The 20,733-nt window shown below is 56.1% G+C and carries 18 protein-coding genes and 1 pseudogene; 5 read left to right on the top strand and 14 right to left on the bottom strand.

The genetic code is table 11. The features are described from left to right. Nucleotides 1-18: 18 nt before the first annotated feature. From AIOL_RS22885 to AIOL_RS22855, 7 genes are all read right to left on the bottom strand, one after another. Nucleotides 19-870 carry an SDR family oxidoreductase gene (locus AIOL_RS22885; protein ID WP_049645101.1) on the bottom strand — a complete coding sequence of 284 codons (852 nt, stop codon included), beginning with the start codon at nt 868-870 and terminating at the stop codon, nt 19-21. After that, nucleotides 867-1,094 carry a hypothetical protein gene (locus AIOL_RS25325; protein ID WP_152912656.1) on the bottom strand — a complete coding sequence of 76 codons (228 nt, stop codon included), beginning with the start codon at nt 1,092-1,094 and terminating at the stop codon, nt 867-869. Before AIOL_RS25325 ends, AIOL_RS22885 begins: the two co-directional genes overlap by 4 nt. Before the next feature lie 11 nt (nt 1,095-1,105). Further along, complete coding sequence (locus tag AIOL_RS24660; protein ID WP_082152747.1) at nt 1,106-1,465, bottom strand: glycine zipper family protein; 360 nt, start codon at nt 1,463-1,465, stop codon at nt 1,106-1,108. A 244-nt stretch (nt 1,466-1,709) separates the two neighbouring features. After that, nucleotides 1,710-2,903, bottom strand: a complete 1,194-nt coding sequence (locus AIOL_RS22870; protein WP_082152746.1) for a helix-turn-helix domain-containing protein — start codon at nt 2,901-2,903, stop codon at nt 1,710-1,712. Between the two features lie 56 nt (nt 2,904-2,959). Continuing rightward, nucleotides 2,960-3,616 carry a hypothetical protein gene (locus tag AIOL_RS22865; RefSeq protein ID WP_049645097.1) on the bottom strand — a complete coding sequence of 219 codons (657 nt, stop codon included), beginning with the start codon at nt 3,614-3,616 and terminating at the stop codon, nt 2,960-2,962. Further along, nucleotides 3,607-4,194 (bottom strand): hypothetical protein, encoded by a 588-nt coding sequence (locus tag AIOL_RS22860; RefSeq protein ID WP_049645096.1) that lies wholly within the window; start codon nt 4,192-4,194, stop codon nt 3,607-3,609. Before AIOL_RS22860 ends, AIOL_RS22865 begins: the two co-directional genes overlap by 10 nt. Before the next feature lie 404 nt (nt 4,195-4,598). After that, entirely contained in the window at nt 4,599-5,171 is a 573-nt protein-coding gene (locus AIOL_RS22855) for a Crp/Fnr family transcriptional regulator (RefSeq protein ID WP_049645095.1), read from the bottom strand. 78 nt (nt 5,172-5,249) lie between these two features. On the opposite strand from AIOL_RS22855, the gene AIOL_RS22850 reads away from it, so the two are divergent. Further along, complete coding sequence (locus tag AIOL_RS22850; RefSeq protein ID WP_152912655.1) at nt 5,250-5,798, top strand: hypothetical protein; 549 nt, start codon at nt 5,250-5,252, stop codon at nt 5,796-5,798. Between the two features lie 295 nt (nt 5,799-6,093). On the opposite strand, the gene AIOL_RS22840 is transcribed toward AIOL_RS22850, so the two are convergent. From AIOL_RS22840 to AIOL_RS22835, 3 genes are all read right to left on the bottom strand, one after another. After that, on the bottom strand, nt 6,094-7,434 hold the full coding sequence (locus tag AIOL_RS22840; protein ID WP_049645092.1) for a tetratricopeptide repeat protein: 1,341 nt from the start codon (nt 7,432-7,434) through the stop codon (nt 6,094-6,096). A 105-nt stretch (nt 7,435-7,539) separates the two neighbouring features. Then, nucleotides 7,540-7,785, bottom strand: a complete 246-nt coding sequence (locus AIOL_RS25320; protein WP_152912654.1) for a hypothetical protein — start codon at nt 7,783-7,785, stop codon at nt 7,540-7,542. Between the two features lie 150 nt (nt 7,786-7,935). Beyond that, entirely contained in the window at nt 7,936-9,492 is a 1,557-nt protein-coding gene (locus AIOL_RS22835) for a winged helix-turn-helix domain-containing tetratricopeptide repeat protein (RefSeq protein WP_049645091.1), read from the bottom strand. A gap of 324 nt (nt 9,493-9,816) precedes the next feature. Between AIOL_RS22835 and AIOL_RS22830 the strand changes: the two are divergent. Then, a pseudogene (locus AIOL_RS22830) lies at nt 9,817-11,293 on the top strand (IS1182 family transposase). A 403-nt stretch (nt 11,294-11,696) separates the two neighbouring features. Here AIOL_RS22830 and AIOL_RS22825 read toward each other — a convergent pair. From AIOL_RS22825 to AIOL_RS22815, 3 genes are all read right to left on the bottom strand, one after another. Then, the gene (locus tag AIOL_RS22825) at nt 11,697-12,107 is read right to left on the bottom strand and encodes a hypothetical protein (RefSeq protein WP_152912653.1); all 411 of its coding nucleotides are present in this window, start codon (nt 12,105-12,107) and stop codon (nt 11,697-11,699) included. A 628-nt stretch (nt 12,108-12,735) separates the two neighbouring features. Beyond that, a complete protein-coding gene (locus AIOL_RS22820) occupies nt 12,736-14,874 on the bottom strand; it encodes a hypothetical protein (protein WP_152912652.1) in 2,139 nt (712 codons plus the stop codon). Next, nucleotides 14,874-16,058 carry a phosphatase PAP2 family protein gene (locus tag AIOL_RS22815; protein WP_082152744.1) on the bottom strand — a complete coding sequence of 395 codons (1,185 nt, stop codon included), beginning with the start codon at nt 16,056-16,058 and terminating at the stop codon, nt 14,874-14,876. Before AIOL_RS22815 ends, AIOL_RS22820 begins: the two co-directional genes overlap by 1 nt. 213 nt (nt 16,059-16,271) lie before the next feature. Between AIOL_RS22815 and AIOL_RS22810 the strand changes: the two genes are divergently transcribed. Together AIOL_RS22810 and AIOL_RS22805 are read left to right on the top strand one after the other, a co-directional pair. Next, on the top strand, nt 16,272-17,861 hold the full coding sequence (locus AIOL_RS22810) for a hypothetical protein (protein ID WP_152912651.1): 1,590 nt from the start codon (nt 16,272-16,274) through the stop codon (nt 17,859-17,861). A 210-nt stretch (nt 17,862-18,071) separates the two neighbouring features. Continuing rightward, nucleotides 18,072-18,431: a hypothetical protein gene (locus tag AIOL_RS22805; RefSeq protein WP_152912650.1), complete on the top strand. Its 360-nt coding sequence runs from the start codon at nt 18,072-18,074 to the stop codon at nt 18,429-18,431. 235 nt (nt 18,432-18,666) lie between these two features. Here AIOL_RS22805 and AIOL_RS22800 read toward each other — a convergent pair whose 3' ends face one another. Next, nucleotides 18,667-19,008, bottom strand: coding sequence for a hypothetical protein (locus AIOL_RS22800; protein ID WP_152912649.1), 342 nt, complete (start codon nt 19,006-19,008; stop codon nt 18,667-18,669). A gap of 358 nt (nt 19,009-19,366) precedes the next feature. On the opposite strand from AIOL_RS22800, the gene AIOL_RS22795 reads away from it, so the two are divergent. After that, on the top strand, nt 19,367-20,197 hold the full coding sequence (locus AIOL_RS22795; protein ID WP_160314551.1) for a glycosyltransferase family 2 protein: 831 nt from the start codon (nt 19,367-19,369) through the stop codon (nt 20,195-20,197). Nucleotides 20,198-20,733: the final 536 nt, after the last annotated feature.

The following is a 20,733-nucleotide window of genomic DNA, read 5'->3' as shown; positions in this document are numbered from 1 at the left end:
GCGTTTTTGTTCTGCGGATCAATGCTTCTGGTCTATCAGTGTTTTGAAATGATCCGCCAGTTTATGCTTTCCCGAGGGTGGCGCGGTCATGTTCATGGCGCCTGCGGTCAGGAAAAACTGCGCCGGGCCCGCGATCCTGCGAGGCGCAAGGCGTGGCAGGGCCCAAAGCGCCGCCCGCCTCAGAACATCAGGCAGATGCGTCACCCGAGGCGACTTGCCCAGGACGTCAAAGCAAAGCTGGGCGAGATCATTCTGTGTGAAGGTCTCGGGCCCGCCGATTTCCGCCCAGGCGGCACGCTCATCGACGGCGTCGAAAACGGCTGCTGCAAGATCAGCGCCATGGATCGGATTGATCCTGTATTGCCCGCTTCCGAACAACCAGACGCGCCCTCTCTGCGCCATCTTCAGGAAATCGCCCATGTCAGAGAAGTATCCGGTGGGCGCTATGATCGTCGATTGGATCTCAGCCGTCCGGAGCTTCCGCACAAAGGCCGCCTTAGCAGCCACAAGGGGCACATTTTCCATGCAATCCGCATTGAGGACGTGGACAAAGGCAAAACGCGCGACATTGCTGCGCAATGCCTCTTCCAACAGGTTCACATTGGCCTGGTAGTCCACATCCCAATACCCGACGCCATCGGTTTGTCGTGTGATGCCCAATGCGGAGACCACCAAATCAAAGTCTTCCATGATACCCGCCAAGGACTCAGACCATGTGGCCTCCGCTTCGACGATCCGGTCGGCAGGCAAGTCGGCGTGACCGCTTGATTTTCGGACCAACGCCGTAACCTGCCAACCGCGGGTCTGGTACTCCTTGCAAAGAAACCGGCCGAGATACCCAGTCGCTCCTGCGATGAAGACGCGTTTCATTGTTCTGGTCTCTGTCGTTGTGGCGCGCGATGAAACAGATCGGTTCGGAAAATCTCAAACTGAGTGGCTGTCAGACCGCGGAAGGTCTGCTTGGGCAGTCCGATGTCTTTTCTCAGGTGGTCCGATCCTTGGTAGGGTGTGGGCAGCTCAGTATGAGCCGCCCCCGTGAGAAGTTGATAAAGCGCGTGGAACCGACGCGCGCGAAGACGAACGATGTCAGCCATGATGCCTGCTCCTAGCCAACAACCCGGTGGCCGCGGCCGCGCAGGCATTCGACGACAATGGCTTCCCGCCGTTCGCTGGCATTGACGGCTCCAGCCGCGCCTCCGGCGAGTGCGCCGAAAATGGCACCGCCAAGAGCGTCGCCCTCATCATCAACCTCGCCCAGAATAGCGCCGGTCCCGGCTCCCAATGCAGCAGCGCCGACGGTTGCCTTATCAAACTGGCGCTGGTTGCGCGCCAGCGATTGGCAGGCGGCAAGATCTGATTGGAAGGCCGCGGTGGGCTGACCATCCAGGATGGGTTGGTAACTTGCCCCACTGTCGGCGCAGGCCGCGACGGCAAGAACGGCGGGAAGTACTATTAGATGTTTCATAAGTTAGGTCCTTTTCAGCATTTTGGCCGCCGCTTCTGCCGGACATTCCGAGCAGCTCATGGGCGATGCGAGAAGGGATATGGCGGGCTCGGCATGTCCCGCGACCGGACAGGCTGGCCCGCACGTTCGGACAAGCTGGACCGAACCGGCTAAGATTTTATTATATGTGTTTCAGTGGTTTAAATCGAAACGGAATCTGGTGATCAAGGCGTTCAGCCAGCGCAGCTGAACGTCCCAGGTGCCGTCATGGCTTGTGGGTTGCCCGCCATTGGGAAGGGGTTTGATCGGTGACCTTCTTGAAACTGGTGTTGAAGGTCGATTTCGCGTTGAAGCCGACGGCCTCGCTTATCTCAATGATGGTGTCATTGCTGTGGATCAGCAAATCGCAGGCATCGCGGACACGGCACTGGTTCACGTAGTCGTAGAATGACATGCCGACCTTGGTGTTGAGCAGCTCGGACAAATGGATTGGCGGAATCGCGATCTCGGCCGCCAGACCGCGCAGGTTCAGCCCGTGATCTCGCCAAAGCTGTCCGGCTGCCATGCGTTTCTCCAACCGAGCCGCAAGGCGGTCCATATCTGCGTCCGTAAGACCGGACCGCGCATAGCGTGATGAGGGTTTGTCCTGCGGGGCTGGTTCATCCGGCTGAGATGCATCATCAAGCACGGCTCCGGTCCACTCAGGGAGTGGCGGGTTCGCCCGCAAGGCGAAGATGCCAAACGAAACAGGCATGATGACATCAAAGAGCAATGACCAGATGCCATCGCGCAGGGGCCTCTGACCCACCATTTGTCCAATCTCATCGGTGATGACTACAGCCGCGATGATCAGGATTGTCGCCACCAGGGCATCGAGCCAACGCAGCGTTTTGCCTTCAAGATCGGAGAATACGTCTCTGATGTTCCGTTTGTGCAGGATCAGCCGCCGAATGCAGATCGCACCGTAGACCGTCAAGGTAATTACCCAAACGATCCAGAACGCTGTCTCGCCTGTGTTGATGAGGGCTCTGTGCCCTTCTGAAACGTCGCCCTCGACGAGGCCGAGCCGCAAATCTCCCGGCAAGATCAGGGCCGGGGCCAGGCAAACAAGCCCGGCGAGAAAGGGCAAGAGATGAACCAGATCGGCCCGGAACAGCTTGGGGGCCGCGCTCGTGAGGGCGCGCACATAGAAGTAAAGCGCGACCATGAACCCCGGAATGATCACATCATTCCACCGATAGAGTCCGGCGGGGCCGACAAACCTGTCCGAATAGGCAAACGAATTCAGGCCGTCGCAGATATTGACCGTGAAAAACGCGATCATCGCCCAGATATGCATACGCGGCGGATGGGTGTCGCGCAGTCGGAGCAACAGGCCAAGGAGCACAAAGACCGACACAGCCAATGCACCCGCCAAACCGAGATGCTCCCAATAGAGATTTTCGCGAATTTCCATCATCAAACGACCTCACTTGAGGTCTTTCTAACGTCTGCGCTGGAAATTCATAGAAGCGGCTATTGGGCAGCCCGTTGTAAGGCGAGGATAGTCTCCAAGGCCAAATCCCTTCCCTGTGCGTAATCTTCGAACCGGATTGGCACGTGGTGATCTGGACCGTAGCCGTCGGTCTTGGGGCGATAGAAGTAGTTGAGCCAGTAACAGGCATTGGGGAGGCCGCAATTCCCGTCATAGGCGTGAAAACCCGTGGAGAAACGCAGCACCGCGCCGCTATTGGGCAGCCGCAAATCCCCACCCTCAGACCAGAACCGCATCCTGTCCCCGACCTCCTGGCCAACAACTTGCACCTGCCCGGGCGCGGCCGCCATCTGTAGAAACACAAGGCTCGTGATCCCGGCAGAGAATGTGGCCGAGGATGTCAGCGCATAGATGGGTGTTCCGGCCGGCAGCGCTCCAGGCAGATCGGTCATGCCCCGGTAAGTCTGGGTGTAATCTCCGCCGCTGTTGAATCGCAGGTCGATGATGACAAAACTAGGTGGATCGCTACGGGCCGCCTCCAGAACCTTGTCTAGAAACGCCGCAATGCTCTGGCCTTCAGCGTCGTCGTTCTGCCTGAGCTGCAAATAGAGCGCCCCGTTTTCCAGCCGCTCAGTCCGGAACGGGGCTGCGCTGTCCTGCAACCAAAGGGGGCGTTGGGTGTCTTGAGTCAAGGCCATCCAATCGCCGTGAGCCGACGGTGTGAGATCGGGGTGCAGTAGATCGAAGGGCGACAGACGCGCGCCGTCCGGGTCGGGGACAAGCGCCTCAAGCCGCCAATCCGGTCTATCCGAGCACCAAGGAACTCCACGTGTTCCGCATGGGCCCAGAGAATGTGCAGCCCATCCTCAAACAGGACAGTCCGAATGGGTAGGCGCTGCAAACGACGCGATCGCGGCCCCAGGTAGACTTGCGTATGTCCATTGTCCGCGAGCGCGGCCACGCGCGCGATCCCCAGCTCAAAAGCGCCCAGCGACAGATCATCCACGGTGGCTTTGAGCGTCGCAATCAGCCGAAGCGCCTCGTCGCGCGCGCGGTCGGTGTAAGACCTATCAAGGTCCAGAAAGTGCCGCAGATAGTCTAGGTCCTGGGCCATCGCTTCAGCCGGCGAGCGGGGAGTGGCGTAGTCAGCTACGGGCGGCCTGGGATTAAAATAGAGCTCTCGTCCCAACTCCCAGACGACCAGGTAGAGCGCAGCGCACAGACAGATGAGACCAGCAAGTATTGAGAGGTGACGTAAATGTTTTGTCTGTCTCATGATTGCGTCCTTTGCTTAAGCGGTCCGTCTCAGCAGCGAGCTCTGCGGAACAATCTGGCAGGATCGCGGGGTTGGCGCGACCGAACCAGCTTGCACAAACGTTCGGTCAAGCTGGTTCGAACATCGGGACTTTGGGACAATTTTGCCGAAGACAATGGCGGCGCGTGAATAACCGTTCAGGCCGCTGAAGAACACGACATGTTGCATGAGGGCTACTGAAAGACGCATAATCGGCCCTTCACTTAAGACCTTCGAGCGATAGGTTTGTCCGCACTCTACCAGTTGGCGCGTTGTGCAGCGAAAAGTCGTTTCCCCTGGACCAGCCGTTCCTGTAACGCGCGGCGAAGGTTCTTGAAGAGCCCAAAGTGACGGATGCTGCGCTTTGCACGAATGGCCGCTACCTGTCAGTGTTTATTGTCGGTGCGTAAGCGGCTCATTGTGACAGGTGTAATCCCTAAAAAAGATGCAATCATCATATGGGGAAAGATGTCTTCATAGCCGGGGAATTCTTGGCGAAACCAAGTGAGCCGCTCAGCCCCTTTAAGAGCGGCGAGGCACCACTCTCGATCTACCTTCCGGCTTAACGCGTCACGCAGAATTCCATTGGCCCAATTTCGGACGGGTTCAGATGAAATCATCCGCTTCGAAAGCAGATCACTGTCGATCCTTGCAAGCAGGGCATCAGTCGTTGCCGCAATGGACACAAGCGACACACCGTTGCTCGTTCGAGCGATATTTGGCGTGATAACGCAGGGACCCACGTAAAACCCGACGCTAACTTCCTTGCCGTCTTGGTCGCAAATACTGCTCACCAAGCAGCCTTCCAAAAGAACGAATTCGTCTGTTTCGGGTTGTTCCTGCCGAGCAAGGTGCACCCCCTTGTTCAAACGCTTTTGTTTCCAATCAGATGCAAAATCGTCCGCGCAAGCCATATCTGACAGGTCAGGTGACTGCATCAGAAACGTCCGTAAATCCATCTTCGCGTGCCTTATCAAATGATAATGCGGGTGGTTTCGTCTGAGGGCATGTGTGGCACAGATCAAGGAGCTTACAAAATGACGAACCGAATTCTGTCAAAGCAAATTGGAATTATTGCGGTTGGCTCAGGACTGATAGGTGCATCAATCTATTTGCTGATGATCAATGTCACGCTCGCCCATATCGAAGCGGTCTCAGGGCACGTCCCCTTCGACATGCGTCCTTTCGGCTATAGCTCCAAAGAGGCGGCGAGGCTTCTTGAAGCGTTAGGAGTTGAAGGGCGCGCGTATTATCTCAGTCATCAAATAGCTTTGGATACCCTTTATCCAGCGATGCTTGCGTTGACTTTGATCGCCACGACCTGCTGGTTTGGGCAACGCATGCCAAACAGAAAACTTGTCCGCTTTGGCATTGTCCTTTCGGTTGGTAGCGCTCTGTTCGATTATGTCGAAAACCTTGGTATCGCGGCCATGATTTGGAACTGGCCAGAGGTTTCCGTTCCACTGGTTTATGCCACTAGCACAGCCACCATTCTTAAATCCGTTTTAACAACCGCAGCTGTGCTGCTGACGCTTCTGGTGGGGTTTAACTGGACACGGCTATCTAAAGCGAACCTTCATCCGTAGCGGGTCAAAGGCAGCTTCGTCCCGCACATTGTGAGTTCGACCATCTTCGATCTTCGCAAGAGCAGCGAAGGGCCGCTAAGCGGGCTGCGACCGCAGCCTCCGGTAGCGGAGCTGAGAGTCCGGAATGGGCCGTTCCTCAACGAACGCACCCCTCAGATCCATTCGGTACATGCTGCACCGGCATTGGGCGGCTCTGAGCAAATCGTGCCACCTGTATTTGTTGTTCCATCTTGCCCGACTCAGAAGGCCGAGCAAGACGATTAAGGCCGCGTAGGCCTTCATTTTTCAGCGTTCTTCACTCGGCAGCGACATGGCCCTTGTGAGATGGCTTCGCACGCTTAAGAAAGCTATTGTTGATTGGGCTGTGCGGATTCACCGCTAACCTTTCGGCGGCCAAGGCCTCTGCGGCCCCAATCTTTCCTGATCGCACGGCTGCTTCTGTTAGTGTCCAATCAATGACGTCACGCTGTGCATGACTTCCGCCGAAAGAGTTCGCAATGAACCTTGCCGGGTGAAGAATATCGACTGCTTGGTCGTACTGTCCTGCCCAAAAGGAACGGAAGCCCTGGATCAGCGGCATGCCAGTGACTTGCGCCCAGCGGGCTGTTTCGCCCTCGGACTCGCCTGCAGTCCTGTACTGATCCAGTATCCGGTCAACCTCGCTTTCGCGACCTGCGCCAAGATATGCCATGGCTGCGTGCCAGTCATTAAATGGATATAGCCGCCCATCCGCATGCGCATCCCAAGAATTTGCGACTTCGGTCCATCGGTCGCCGACATCGTGCCCTTCCATGTGCAGCCTCCACAGCAAAGCCGAGGCATCTACCAGATCAAGAGCAACCTGGCTCTCTTCGCCGCGAACCCGCGCATCGTAGAGCTGGATAACCTTTTCGGATTTGCCGACATCGAGATGGTAGAGCGCGTTGTGCCACCAATTGTGAACCTTGAAGAAGTTGTCGTCCCCTGACCAGTGCGGCTCACGTGATGACATCCACTTTATCCCCTCCTCGGCGCGACCCTGCATTTCAAGAACATGCGCGACAGCGTGATGCGCCCAGCAATCGAGGGGGTCGCGTTCAATCGCTTCCTTGCCGACAGCTTCAGCTTGGACGTAGTCCCCGGCCTCCTCCAGACCGAAGGCATACATGCCCAAAACGACCGAATAGCCTGGTTGATCTTCCGACCATTTCGGCAAGACCCGCGCCAAGCGGTCACGCAGATTGCGTGCGTTCGCTCGGTAGAAGTCCATCAGATGACCGGCCTGAAGGCCTAAGATGTCATATGGGAACTCGTTATTGTGGCGATCAAGCCGCACCGCGGCCTCGGTCCAGTTGTTACCGAGAAGGGCCTCCAGTGCCGCCAAGTGAGAAATCTCCTGTTCGGTTTTCGCAAAGCGCTTCGCTGTTTCAAGAATTGTCTTTGCTTCAGAGGCAGCCTCGGGCTCTGTCGCCAGCCCAAAGAGGTAAGCCTTGAGGATATACGCCATCGCGAATTCTGGCGCGGAATCTATCGCCTGATCGCAGAGTGCTACTGGATCTCCCCGATAAATATTGAAGGCGCGCAGGGCTGCATCATAGTGCTTGATGGCGGTTTCAGTTGCGCCTGTTGCGCAAGGTGAATGGATAAGGTTTTTCATTTTTTCCTCGTGGATTAATGCTGGCACCCCTTCAATGGCATCTATTGAAGTCGAAAGAGGCAGCGTGGATTCTTGTGGCTGGAAGGAAGCTTGAGCACACTGGGGTCAAAGATTTGAGCCACCGCGTACAAGCGAAGTAAGTGTTCCAGTCGCTTCGACAGCTGAGCGCTCAATACCCATGTCTCGCAAAAGATAGTCGGGCATGTTCCGCAACTTTTGCATATCTTTGCGGTGTCTGTACAAACAGCGCAATCTGCGGAGTAATCCGCCGACTTGGTTTCCGATGATGGGAACATTCACGTTGGCATCATCGCGAAGTGCATCAACAGATAGATCTGTAACAATTTTCATTTGTCGTCTCCGATAGCTTGAGGTCAAAAAAACCGAAAACAACACGTCTTCGGCCTGCTCTGCGAACTAGCGGAACTTAAATTTCAAGGCTTGGAGAAAACCTGCAGAAAATCCTTAGATTCTTTGGATGGATGCAGGGCGCATGGAGATCTAGAATCCAAGTCGCTCAAGATTATGTTGGAAAAGGTGCCTCAAGTTGGGGTTTTGAAATGGCATCATTTGAAAGATATCGTCCTTGTTTATGGAAGGGCTACGATCTCGCAATCGCCGAGCCCAAAACTCAGCACCCGGTCGGTTTTCGGCAGCTTGGTTAGCAACCAAGGCGAGAAGAGGCATGACAATTGTGGAACGAGGTGATCGCGCTGCTCTCTCTGACCATAAAACAGCTTCTTCTAACTTCTCCATGTCCATGAGCGCACAAGCTTTGATCCACTGCATGCTAGCAAGGAATGGATCAAGCGGGCTGAGTTTCATAGCCTCTTCAGCGCGATCCAGCGCGTCGGAACTCCTCCCAAGGACAATTTGAGCCCAAGAGTAAGCGTAGTGACCATGAGAATAACTTGGGCTAAGGGACGTTGCTTGTTCAAACCACTCCGCACTTTCTTTAACATCTTGGGTCAGCCAAAAAACGCGCCCCATCGCATAGCATGCAAATGGATCAAGCGGATCAAGTTCGAAGGCGCGCATTGCTGCTTCACGACATGGCAGGATGTTTTTGGTGCGCTTGCCGTCATACTTGTAGAATGCCTTTTGAAAATACGCACTGGATAGTGCCGCATGGGCGCGACAAAACGTGCTATCAATTCGCGATGCATGCTCAAATAGGTTTATTGCCTTCTGATTGTCCGCGTCATTGAAGTGGTAGTAAAGCTGGAGACCGGTGTGGAAGTTGGTCCAAGTATCTAGTGTTGTTGGTTCTGCTGAGTGCGCTGAGCGTGCCTCATTTTTTGAGATGTTCAACTCCAACTCAACAAGGCAACGCGCGATGATCTGTTCGCGCAGATCAAAGATGTTTTGTACATCAGCGACAAATCTTTCGGCCCAAACCAGTTTCCCGCTTGTCGCACTTGCCAGCTCAACATTGATGGATAGGCGCGGGCCTATCATTTCAACGCTACCGCTAAGGCAATACGAAACACCGAGAACCTTCCCAATTTCTATGATGTCTTGATCGTCGCCCCGAAACTTGAAAGACGAGCCACGCGCAACAACTGAAAGCCATCTCAACCTGGATAACGCGACGATCAAATCATGTGGGAATGCGTCGGAAATGGATTTCAGCTCACACAACTCGTTGAGCGCCGTAAATGGCAGAACGGCGATGGACGGTTTCAACGTAGTGAGGACAGGTTCTGCGTCAGTTTGTTGACCCTTTTCACTCAGCACCCGAGACCTCGATAACAGCGTGGGTTTTATCTGAAACCTTAAACCTCGCTTGTAATGTGTTCTCAGATACCGTTGTTTTTTTGAGTCGTCTCCGAGTGCTTTGCGAACCGCTCGGATCCTACTTGAGATCGCCGCTTCAGAGATGAAACGGCCATCCCAGATTTTTTCAATTATTTCGTCCTTTGTGACAAGGCGATCATGGTTCTCCACAAGCAAATGTAAAAGCGCAAAAACCTGAGGCTCTATCCCAACCAACTTACCGTCACGTCGTAGTTCGCAAGTATCTAAGTCGAGCTCAAATTCCTGAAAACGGTAGATCAATGTGGCAAACTCCCAAATGCCACACTGATACTAAACAATAAAAAAAGTCGAATCTATTCAATAACCGGACATTCGGTTCAATTGTGCAAATAGCAGCTTTGTCCGCGGACTGTGAGTTCGAGCACCACCGGATTTCGCACACGCGGCGAATGTCGGGAAAACGGGCTGCGGCTGCAGCATTGAGAACCAATGTCAAGAGTCCGGTATGGGCCGACGCAAGATGCCGCAATTGCAATGCTGCGCGACCCGGTCGACGGCTGCTAAGGGCCGAGGGTGTGTGGAAACTCCAGATGATGTATATTTTGGCAAAGGCTGGAGGCAGGCATGTCGGGATATATCGAGGGTGCGGAGCGGGGTCAGGTTACGCTTTTTCCAGACCGGCTCGAGGATTGGATCGACGAGGACAATCCGGTTCGCGTGATTGATCTCTTTGTGGAGGAGATTGATCTTGGGGAGATCGGTTTCCTGAGAGCCTTGCCGGCGCGGACAGGGCGGCCTGGGTATCATCCATCAGTGCTGCTGAAGCTGTTCATCTACGGCTATCTGAACCGCGTGCCCTCCAGCCGCGCGCTGGAGCGGGAGGCTGTTCGCAATGTCGAGGTGATGTGGCTGACCGGGCGGTTAGCTCCGGACCACAAGACGATCGCCGATTTTCGCCGCGATAACGGCCCCGCCATTCGGCGAACCTGTGCGCAATTCGTCGAGCTCTGTCGCCGGATCGGGGTGCTGAAGGGGGATTGCGTCGCCATTGATGGCTCCAAATTCAAGGCGGTCAATAATCGAGATAAGAATTTCACCAAGGGCAAGGTCGCCAGCCGTACCGCCCATCTGGTCGCGAGCATTCAGCGTTATCTTGATGAAATGGTCCGGATCGACCGTCAGGAAGAGGGTGAGGTCCGGGCCGAGAAGATCGCCAACCTGGCGCAACGCTGCGAGCGCATCCGGCAGGAGATCGAGTGCCTGGTGGACATGGGTGAGGCGCTCAGACAGAGCCCGGACAGTCAGATCTCTCTGACTGATCCGGATTGCCGCTCGATGGCCACCAGCGCCAAAGGCAGCGGTTTTGTTGGCTACAACGCCCAGTCGGCGGTGGATACCGAGACCCATCTGATTGTCACGCATGACGTGATCAATGCCGGGCACGACCGTGAACAACTGTCGACGATGGCCAAGGCGGCGAAGGCCGCTCTCGTGCGCGACGAAATGAGCGCGGTGGCAGACAAGGGCTATTTCAGCGGCCGGGAAATTCTGGTCTGCCACGAGGATGGCACCACCACGACCCTCCCCCGGCCTGAGACCTCGGGCAACCGCAAGAAGGGCAAGTATGTGAAGGCCGACTTTGCCTATGACGCGGATGCGGATATCTACCAATGCCCGGCAGGCGAGACGCTGACATATCGCTACACGACTGAAGAGGGCGGCCTGGTGGTGCAGCGATACTGGACCACCGCCTGTCTGAACTGCCCTGTCAAGGCGCGCTGCACCACGGGCAAGGAGCGCCGGATCACCCCCCTCTCATCGCTGCAAGCAGCGACTGCGGGGCAATGGATGGGAGCACGAACATCTGGTCGACGAGATGCGCGACCGCCTGATCCGCGACCCGGCCCTAATGGGCCTCCGCCGCTCGACCGTCGAGCACCCGTTCGGCACGATCAAGGCCTGGATGGGAGCGACGCATTTCCGGATGCGAACGCTCACGAACGTCCGAACCGAGATGGCATTCCATGTCCTCGCCTATAACATCAAACGGGTGATTTCCCTGATCGGGGTGCGTGGGCTTCTGACCGCCCTTCCGGCCTAAACCCGGGCGTCCGGCTCAAATTACACCGCAGAAAACGCCCTGAGAGCTCGGTTTTGCCTCCCTCCGGCGAAATGCGCCCCAAAATGACCCAGAAACCGGAAAACCCAAAAGAAACCAGTAGAAAACCCTGAAAGCCAAAGTACCAAAAGAGTTTCCACACACCCTCGGCTCGAAGCTGACATTAACGCATCTGGTGGAAGCGACCGAGTTTCCCCCAAATATCACTTTCGCATGAACCGAAAGGCGGGCCGTTGCTCCCACCAATCAACCCTTCCTTGGCTTTGTTTCCGGTCAGTCTTCGCGGCGGGCTCTTGTGTTTCTCGCTGCAACCGCTCGGCTTCATTATCAGCTACTCAGCACGGTAGGTGATTGTCCAGCTGTCACGTGGGAATCTCCTACGCGTCTATGCGGCGAGCGACATTTCGAACACTTCACCGGTCTCAGGTTCCGGGGTCAAGCCTTTGACCACGTCGATGACGGAGGCGCCCCAAAATGTCCGACAATAGGCGTTGGCGGCTTCGGCAATCGTCTTGTATGCGTCGGGGCAGCCACGGATGAATAAGGCTGTGCGGTCGCGGTCGGGGAACAAGAAGACCGGGCAGGTCAGCACCTCACGAACCTTCGGGGCTTCACCTTCACGAGCACCGCGAATGAGCTCCTGCATGAAGCCAAGGCGCCGGGCCGGAGGTGTCGTGTAGAGGCTTTCAGCGAGGCGAGACGCAAGGTCGAACTTCTCCAGTTGGACACGGTGGCGCTCGGTGCTGTTCGCGGCATTGGCGGGGGTCTTGGCCCGTGCCTTCCGCTTCTTGGCCAAGTCGCGGCACCCGGCGCTGCAATACACCTTGTTGGAGCGATATGGGAACTGGGTGCCGCAGACGGGGCAGCACGCTGATGTGGGAGTGTTGGTAGGGGTCATGGGCCGGTTGCTTTCGGTCGGTTGGGATTGAACAGGGAAGGCCAGCCTTCAAGCCGGACCAAAGGAACCGACCAAGGAAGCATCAGACCAGCGAGGCTGACCTTCGCTATTCAGCGAGGTGGAGGAGATAGAGGAGAGATTGCACGTTAATAGGCACCTAGGTGGCTGGATGTCGTCGGAATGACCGGCCGGATACTCCGGAATGCGCAACAATGGCAGCTTTGACGGCGCTTGGCTCGCTCCAATTGCACCAGGGAGAAACAAACACTCTCTGCGCTTTTCTCAATTTGAAAACAGTGTTCTACGGCCTAAACCGCGCTTCTGAAAGTCAACCGCTGTCATATGAGCAACGGCCGGTGGTGTGAGTATCCCGTTGGAAGCGCGCAATAGTCATGCTTCGGAAGAACGTGCACGGCCTAAAGGGCCCTGGCAATTCCGGTTTCGTCACAACTCGGGAGCAGGATCAGGTAACGGAAGCCTGCCCATAGCATGAGTTCCGCCTGAGCAGGGGGAAGGTTGGTGCCGATCAAACCGGCGGCGGGGATACCCTCCGCGTCGGATCTCGCGGATATCCAGTTTCAGGCGCCGACAGCCGCCCTCTGCCAACCTTGTTTTCAGCCGCCATGCCCCAAGAAGCTGGCTTGTCCTTTTCTGCATGTTCCGCGATCTCTCGGAGTCGTTTGACGGCACTGAATTTCGCAAGGCCTGCTGCATCCAACTTGAGCATTAGGTCAACTATGAGGCGTGTGGCCAATGCCGCGGAGAAGCTGGTGCCCCGAAACCGGGCAATCGATCCCGCAGCCGTGCCAGCTGCGAGCAGTCCGCGCAGCGTCGGAGTCTCGTCGGCGGGCAGCGAAACATCGAGAGCGTCCTGCCCCTTTTGCGGCGCGTAGGACCCCCAAAATGCCGTCGCGGAAAAATCGGATGGCCGTCCATCTGATGCCCGGTATGACGCCACTGTGATGATGCCGTTCAGCGCAGCGATTGAGTTTATCGTGCCTTTTCGCTGAACATGGCTGAACTTCCAGTTGTCAAGATTGGATTGTGACACATCCAGCTTACCATTGGAATCGTAGTGTTCAACCAATGGGTAGGCAAACGTGTCACGGACGCGACCTGACCCAAGATATTCCTCATGGGGGACATCCGTGTTGTACGTGTCATCCTGCAGCCGACCGGAAAGATATTTCGAGTATTTCCAGCCATCAAAATACGACCTGCGGCTACGTTCTCCGTCGGGTTCGGCAGATTGATCAACCTGAACGCCCATATAAACATGATCAAATTGCGTTGGTTGATCCACCTCGACGGACCATAAACCTGCCACCGCCTTGAGTTGCTTGCCTGTCAGGCGGGCATCGTCTGCGGTAGGAGGAATGCAGACGACGTATCGAAATCGGAATTCCTCTCCATTTTCCGCATCGCGCTTGATACGCTGGCAGTAAATTCGCGCGCCCGACGCGAAACTCTTGTATTCGCCATGTTTTCCCCGCCATGGCTCGACCGCTTCTCCTAATGGAGGCTGGATTCGAATTCTAAGTGGGTGATCTTCCTGAAGCTCCTTAAGCGCACTCGTCCAGATCTCTACAAAATTTGATGTATAATCCTCTGGCTGTACGCGCAAAGCCTGATGGGAAAAACTGTCGCTGTTATTCATCTTACGACGGGCCTGGCAGCGCATTTGATTGTCGTTGCCAGCTGGCATCACGATTTCTAGCGGAACACCTCTCTTTTTGAGGAGCTCGCTTTTGAGCCATTCGATAGCTTTCTCGAATGGAGAGCTTCCGTCCTTGGGGCCAGACTGCTGACCATAGGAAAGGTTAACGACGATTGGGAAACCGCCAGTCGGCCCATGATGCGCCTTCCAGATCGCATCCGCCAAAGCGACAATTCGCACCAAAGCGTGTATCGAATAAAATTCAAGGAACGTACCGCCCATCCCGATCGTACTGCGACGAGGAAGGGTCACCGCAATAATCGGCCGCCGCTCTAAGTCCTTTTTGTCGATGTTCGGCGCATCAAACCCGGCCGCAAGGTCAAGCACTGCCGTACCGTGGCCGACGCGACGCGACAGCGTGTGCAACCCGTCCGACTTTAATGGCTCATCTAGTCCGGCAGCGCGGTTGAACAACGTTTCGTCCAGCGAACGGCTCAGGTCTTTGCCATCGCTGAACTCTTCCAAAAGGCGGTTGATGTCATGGGTATAAAGCTCTTGCCCGAACGGGAGGTACTTAGCCTGATTTTTGTCGAAGCTCGCGCCTTGCTGCCACGCGGCAAGGATGCGTGTTTCGCCCTTTTCCGTTCGAAACCGCGGGTGACCCAATGCTATGGCCTCATCGATCACGGCCGTGATCACCGCATCCTTTGGAACAAAGGGAACATGTTGCCCTATGTCGTCGGGCGTTCCACCCTTGATGGTCGATGGGTCCGGGTTCGAAACGGTGCATGGGATGGGAGCAATTACGTCCAACCCAAAGTGCGCCGCTTGATCAGCCACGAGAATCTTTTCGTCTTCCGCCGAGCCCCAATACAAAGTGTATGCCTTGAACAGCTTCTCAAGGTCCCCGTTGCCCAGGTTGGAAAGACCCGTATCCCCCATGGCAAGCCACCAATCCGCATAGGGTGACCGTTCGTCGGCGGGCCACTTGCCAACTGAATTAGTCATCATTTCTTGCCAACGTGTCTTGGCTTACGCTCGGTTCGACGCTCGTCTAATGCTTCGCACCAGAGCCGCGTCAGGATTGGGCTGACACTGTCTTCCTTCGGGCGATTTTTTGGTTCACTTGTTTTCCTGTCGATGCAGCTTTTCTCAAGCCAATCGAGATCGAAGTCAGCTTTGCTGTCGAACGTGGCATTGTGGATTGGCACGCCTGAACCCGTAACGCTGTCGCTTGCCGGGAACTCCAAGATTGTGAGGCCCTGCTTAGCGAACTCTTCGTGTTTGCCGAGCGCTGCCGCTGCGACCGCCTCGCCGATCGTGCAGCCCAAGAGCGCGCCCGCCGCGGAATCCACCGGGAAATGCACGCCGGCAATCGTTCTGTTGACGGCAATGCGCGCGGCCATTTTGAACGGCATCGCACGGGCCTTCAGCCCGACCTGGGCGCTCTCGCCCGTCATGACGCGATGCAATACGGTTGCAATAGTAAAGGCTTCAGTCGCATGCCCAGACGGGTAGCTGGAATGATCCGGTGTCTGGATCGTCGGCTGCACCTTAAGCGAATAGTCGATCGGCCTCGGCGCGCGGCAGATATGCTTGGCCAACACCTCCACGCGCAGCGCAAGCCTGTAGGCGGTGTAAAGCAGCTCGAGCGTCTTCTTCCGCCGCGCTCCATTCAAAAGGAAGATCCCACCGAAATAAGACATAAGATCGTTGATCTGAAGATTGATCTCGTCAATCCGGTCGACCCGCAAATCGCTATAGGCCCGCACCCAAGACAGCTGCTCTTCAAAAAACGCTTGATCGGGCCGAGAGATCGAAAGAAGCGGCGCACCATCTAAACTTAAGACGGCCTTGCCACCCTCCTTTTTCATCGAAAACGGCGCCGCCAACTCGGAATCCATCAGCCGGACGCGGCTGACAGTGTCGAGGTAATCGATGTCACCATCTTCCGCGCTGAAGAGCGGGAAATCGGGATTCTCCGTGCCTTCACCGAACCAAGAGCCGACCAATCCGTCATGCGCCATGGTAAGCGTGTAGCTGAGCGCGCCCGATCCCGGCCCACCGGAATGGACGCCCGCGCCGCTTCCCGCCCCGGAACCAGCGCCCGATCCTGCACCACTGCCGGCGCCACTGCCCGCACCGCTGCCTGCACCGGATCCGGCACCACTTCCTGCACCCATGTACGACATATCGACCTCCCCACGAAGTTTATCCTCAGGCAGTTAAATATACGGAACTCTCTCTGGCAAACTTAATTTCTGAGCCCCGCTTAAAATTCACGCAAGATTCACGGAGCGTGGCAAAGGCCATTATTGTTAGACGACAAGCGAAATTCTTAGACTGCAAGCGAAGATCTGTTATATAAACGGGCGCAAGGGTGGAAGAGTATTGGGGAAAAACGCATGACTGGCAAAGGCAAGATTTCCGTATGCCTGCGCGGTTGTTTCCGAGTGCTTAGCGACAAAGGTGAGAACCTAACGCCAAAAAGTGCCAAGGCACAGGGATTGATAGCCCTGGTGTTGTCGAGTGACGGGTTTGAACGCGGACGTATTTGGCTTCAGGACAAGCTTTGGAGCGACCGGCCCCAAAAGCAAGGCGGATACAGTATGCGTCGGGCCCTCAGCGACATCAGACTCTCCCTCGGCGATTACGCGGATATACTGATAACTGACCGATCGCGGGTCAGTTTAGACCAGAACCGAGTTGACATCGAACCCGCCATAGCAGGCCAAGACGACGAGTTTCTTGAAGGGTTGGACATAAGGGACCAAGAGTTCAACATTTGGTTGGCGGGACAGCGGTCAGCAACAAAGGTTCCGCGTTTGGCTGTCGTTGCGCCAGCTCTCAACAAAAGGCCAAACGGAACGCTTTCCATTCTATTTCAATCCGAGACGGGGAAACCCGGCAAGCGGCAGTTAATCGAGAACATGTTCATCGACCAAGTGGAGGCCTCGATCCGCGAAGAGCTGAACGTTGAGATCATTCGCCAAGTTCCAATGAACGCGCCGCCTGGAATCCTTGTTGTTTCGGTCCAGGCATATTCGCCGATTGACGGACAACTCTACTTGCGCGCCAGCATTGAGGACATAGATCAGAATCAGGTTCTCTGGTCGCAGATGGCAAGTGCTCAACAATGCGGCGCCCCGGCGACCTCGGACACCAAAATGAGGACGCTTGCGAATGGACTAACCGTCGCGCTCAAATGGGCAGCTTCCCGATCGCGCCCAGACCGAACCGGAGACACCGACGCCAATCTCTTGGCTCTAATGGCGGTCAATAAGATCTTCACGCTTCAACCGGACAACCTGGTCGAGGCAGAGGCCATGCTAAGCCAAGCTTTCGATATCGAGCGGCGTGGTGTCTACAAAAGCTGGTTGGTGCAACTCTACACCATTCAGTTGGTCGAGCGCATCAAGCCGCTCGACGCGATCTCGGACAAGAGCGCAGCCGCCTGTGCGCACGCTCTGGAGTTGGAGCCCGAGAACTCCAACGTTTTGGCGTCCGTCGCGGATGCAAACCTTGCCGTCAATCGCAACTTTGCACGTAGCGCGCAGCTTGCTCAGATGAGTGTCGAGGCCAATCCGTCTAATCCGCTTGCCTGGTGGACCATGGCGGGCGGGCATCTTTATTTGAACGAGACCGCCAACGCCTATCGCGCCGCAACCGTCGCTCAAGAACTCGCCGGAGGAACCAGACTACGCTTCTGGACCGATGTTCAAAGAGGTTTGACGGCGTTGGTCAATGGAAAGACTGTTGAGGGCCTGCGCAATCTTGAATCCTGCAGCGCCCTTTCTCCACGATTCAGAGCCCCTTTGAGGTATCGCGCGGCAATTTATGCCTCGGCGGGCATGACGGAGGCCGCCATGGATTGTGCCGAGACCCTCAAGAAGCTTGAACCGGATTTCAGCTTCGACCGAATGGCGAACGACCCCAGTTACCCGGTGTCGCTCATGCGCAAGCACGGCATGCTGGACACGCTTCAGTTGGACTGAGAACTTGAGCCATCGGAAAACCTAATTTTCTGGCCAGCCTCAAAGAATCACGCTGCTTTCACATCCTCTAACGTCTCCTGCTCACGAAGCAATAAAGGAGCCGTCGATGCAGCACGAGAAGGTCATTTTTTTTCCTGTCGATGCCGAGTTGCAGAAGCGTAATTCGATACGGCCTAGTGCGCGCGGTCGCCTGTCCGTCGGAGGGCTGACGTGACCCGCCATTCCCCATTGACGCGCGGCCAATTTCAAAGCCTCAGACTGCAATCTCTGCGCATCTTGTTCTTGTGCTATGACCAAGAGGTCAACGCGATGGATGCCGGGGAACCCCGGTTGGCGCATCAACTTTACACCAATAGGGAACGGATAAGAGCACTTCTTCTCGAGTTAAGGCGTGCCGAAACGGTTTTCAAACACTCCAAAATTTCGACAAAAGAAGCCGAGAACTTCCTGAGCGAATTGGTCCGCGCGCTGAAGAACGCCCGGAGCCTTTTGGCGAATTCAGGCACCGCCTTGCAAGGTTCCGAAACCGCCATTGCACTTCTCACCGATTTAGCTGGACGACTCAAGTGACCCGCGTTTGGTTGGCCGCCGCGGCATGGAGCGGCGCGTTTAACGATTTATTAATTCTTCTATCCCGCGCCATTTGAACTTACGAAAACAACTCGCGCGCCTCGGCAATTGGCTCATTACCTGTTTCATGGGTAAAATTTTCGGAAGCATCTATTGCCTGTGACTTCGTTTGTTCACCCCGGACGGGGACTCAAGGTAAAGTCACGCTGCCTCATTAGATTTGACCTCAGTCAACTCAATGGAGGCGTTTGATGAAGAAACGAAGCTTCACCGTCACAAAAGACACGCTCTTTAATCGGCTTCCAGACGCCACTAGAGGCATTCGCTCAACAACTCGGCGTCGCACTTGAAATGTGAACCCAGCCCCCTCCCCCTGATCGCTGGTTGTCAGCATCGCTTGCCCTTCCAGACCGTCGAACTGGATGGCGGCGCCGCGCGATCCGGCGTGTTTGACAATGTTGTTTAGGGCCTCCTGCGCAATCCTGTAATAGGTCACCTGAACCTCGGGCGGCAGGCAGACATCAGCCCCGATCTGCACTTCGACCGCGGGCGAGGGGCCGAACTTTTTGACCAGCATGTGCAGCAATTGCCCAAAACTCCGGCCCACGTCCATTCCGACCCATGCATGCAGCGACCCAACCGAACCGGGCCACAAATGACTGCGAAGAGAAGTGTGCCTTCGCCAAGGCCAATGGCGTCCTTCCAGGCCGCGAGAGGCTTATGTGGGAGCATTATGTTGTTTTGGGGCGGTGGGCAGGATTGCCCACCCTACGCGTGCTGAGAGGATCGCCCCCGCCCCTCGCCCGGTTTCGTTGACGGGGCATCAGCCAGACGGTACTGAGGCTCGAAAAGGGTGCCATTGTCATTGAGACCTGTCGAGGCCTTTGGTGAACATATTGGGCGGATCGAGATATTAGAATGCACTTGGCGGAAACATGAACATCGCTGCAATTACAATGGTATACAAAGGGTATGACACCCTAAGGCGATGGTACCAGCATTACGGAGAGCTGGTCGGCTACGACCAGCTTTATGTTGTCTCACACGGCGGCGACCCAAAACATCGCGAGATTGCCAAGCGGGCAAATGTGATTGATATCCCCAGAACGGGCCTGCAACGCTTTGACCACAACCGCACCATAGCGCTCAATGGCCTCACGCGGTTCTTAGAGGTCTATTATGACTCCGTTCTGCGCACCGATGTGGACGAGTTGGTGTTCTTTGACCCCGACCTCTATGGCAGTTTGTCGGATTGTCTCGCGACGGTCACTTGCGATGTCTGGTTCAGCCTTGGGTTCAACGTGTACCCGAATGCGGTGGACGGGCCCTTATCCAAGGACCTGAAGATCTCGGAGCAACGCGATCTATGCGTGTCTTCGGCGAGCTACTCAAAGGCGGTTGTGGCGCGGAACGGAATATTCATTGGGCATCACGGCGCGCGGGACGAGACCCATCGCGACGGGCAGCGTATGGGGTTGCCGCGTGGGCTGTACCTTGCCCATATCCCCTATGCGGAGCACCCTGATGCCGGTGTCATGGACAGCACCACCGAGATCAGCCGCCGCTCTTCAGAAACAGCCAACGAACTGGCAAGCGTCTTGGCGCTACCAGTCATGGATGGCGAGAAAGAGCTCGACGAGGTTTTCGAGCTTTTGTCGCAGGGTTTTGGCCGCTTTCGGCGAAAGAGGCCCGGCATCTGGGTCGTGCCACAGATAAAACGCGAAACCGCGTTTCGTTTGCCGGCCCGTTTCAAGGGCTGCTTTTAGAGCGCAGTGCAGCCGCACGCGGGGGCCAAAGGGCGGCGCCCGAGACGGTCGTTTAGGCCGATAGTGGACCGGCGACCTATTGCGTCTCCTGGACTCAGCTGACGCGTAGAAAGCCAAGGGGTGCGTGACCTCGCGCACCACCCATCGAAATCCCAACAAATCCCGCCCCCGCCGCGCGGCTGGACCCCTATGGCAAGATCCCCGAGTTCAATTTCTCGGCCCGCCGGGTCAGCAAGGCAGCGGCGATACCGGCGGAGTAACACTCGCGGGGCACCGCGGCGGAGGGCCAGAACGGCCGGTTGCGTTTGGGCTCGGATGGCAACTCTGAGCCCAACTTGTATCCCGGGACCGGTGCGCGGAACGTCCGCGAATTTAACCATGGCAAAACGCTGCCGAAATCTATTTGGCATTGTCAGGGCCTGGCTGGCCCTGTACGAAATGAATAAATCGCTGAACTGGTTAATGTGATGAACGCAAAGGAATGAATTTTGTTGGAAGCTGAACTGATTGACCAAGGATATGAATTTGGTTTTCCC

This window comes from Candidatus Rhodobacter oscarellae, assembly GCF_001078595.1.
In the GTDB taxonomy this organism is placed as follows: Bacteria; Pseudomonadota; Alphaproteobacteria; order Rhodobacterales; family Rhodobacteraceae; genus Rhodobacter_B; species Rhodobacter_B oscarellae.
Note: the sequence above shows the minus strand (reverse complement) of the source record. Positions and strands in the feature narration are given on the sequence as shown.

What these genes read in the sequence shown, in the direction of transcription:
- AIOL_RS22850 (WP_152912655.1), top strand. Translation starts at nt 5,250, where the DNA reads ATGACGAACCGAATTCTGTCAAAGCAAATTGGAATTATTGCGGTTGGC.
- AIOL_RS22860 (WP_049645096.1), bottom strand. Translation starts at nt 4,194, where the DNA reads ATGAGACAGACAAAACATTTACGTCACCTCTCAATACTTGCTGGTCTC.
- AIOL_RS22810 (WP_152912651.1), top strand. Translation starts at nt 16,272, where the DNA reads ATGACTGGCAAAGGCAAGATTTCCGTATGCCTGCGCGGTTGTTTCCGA.
- AIOL_RS22870 (WP_082152746.1), bottom strand. Translation starts at nt 2,903, where the DNA reads ATGATGGAAATTCGCGAAAATCTCTATTGGGAGCATCTCGGTTTGGCG.
- AIOL_RS22885 (WP_049645101.1), bottom strand. Translation starts at nt 870, where the DNA reads ATGAAACGCGTCTTCATCGCAGGAGCGACTGGGTATCTCGGCCGGTTT.
- AIOL_RS22815 (WP_082152744.1), bottom strand. Translation starts at nt 16,058, where the DNA reads ATGTCGTACATGGGTGCAGGAAGTGGTGCCGGATCCGGTGCAGGCAGC.
- AIOL_RS22840 (WP_049645092.1), bottom strand. Translation starts at nt 7,434, where the DNA reads ATGAAAAACCTTATCCATTCACCTTGCGCAACAGGCGCAACTGAAACC.
- AIOL_RS22865 (WP_049645097.1), bottom strand. Translation starts at nt 3,616, where the DNA reads ATGGCCTTGACTCAAGACACCCAACGCCCCCTTTGGTTGCAGGACAGC.
- AIOL_RS25325 (WP_152912656.1), bottom strand. Translation starts at nt 1,094, where the DNA reads ATGGCTGACATCGTTCGTCTTCGCGCGCGTCGGTTCCACGCGCTTTAT.
- AIOL_RS22800 (WP_152912649.1), bottom strand. Translation starts at nt 19,008, where the DNA reads ATGCTGGTCAAAAAGTTCGGCCCCTCGCCCGCGGTCGAAGTGCAGATC.
- AIOL_RS24660 (WP_082152747.1), bottom strand. Translation starts at nt 1,465, where the DNA reads ATGAAACATCTAATAGTACTTCCCGCCGTTCTTGCCGTCGCGGCCTGC.
- AIOL_RS22795 (WP_160314551.1), top strand. Translation starts at nt 19,367, where the DNA reads ATGAACATCGCTGCAATTACAATGGTATACAAAGGGTATGACACCCTA.
- AIOL_RS22855 (WP_049645095.1), bottom strand. Translation starts at nt 5,171, where the DNA reads ATGGATTTACGGACGTTTCTGATGCAGTCACCTGACCTGTCAGATATG.
- AIOL_RS22820 (WP_152912652.1), bottom strand. Translation starts at nt 14,874, where the DNA reads ATGACTAATTCAGTTGGCAAGTGGCCCGCCGACGAACGGTCACCCTAT.
- AIOL_RS25320 (WP_152912654.1), bottom strand. Translation starts at nt 7,785, where the DNA reads ATGAAAATTGTTACAGATCTATCTGTTGATGCACTTCGCGATGATGCC.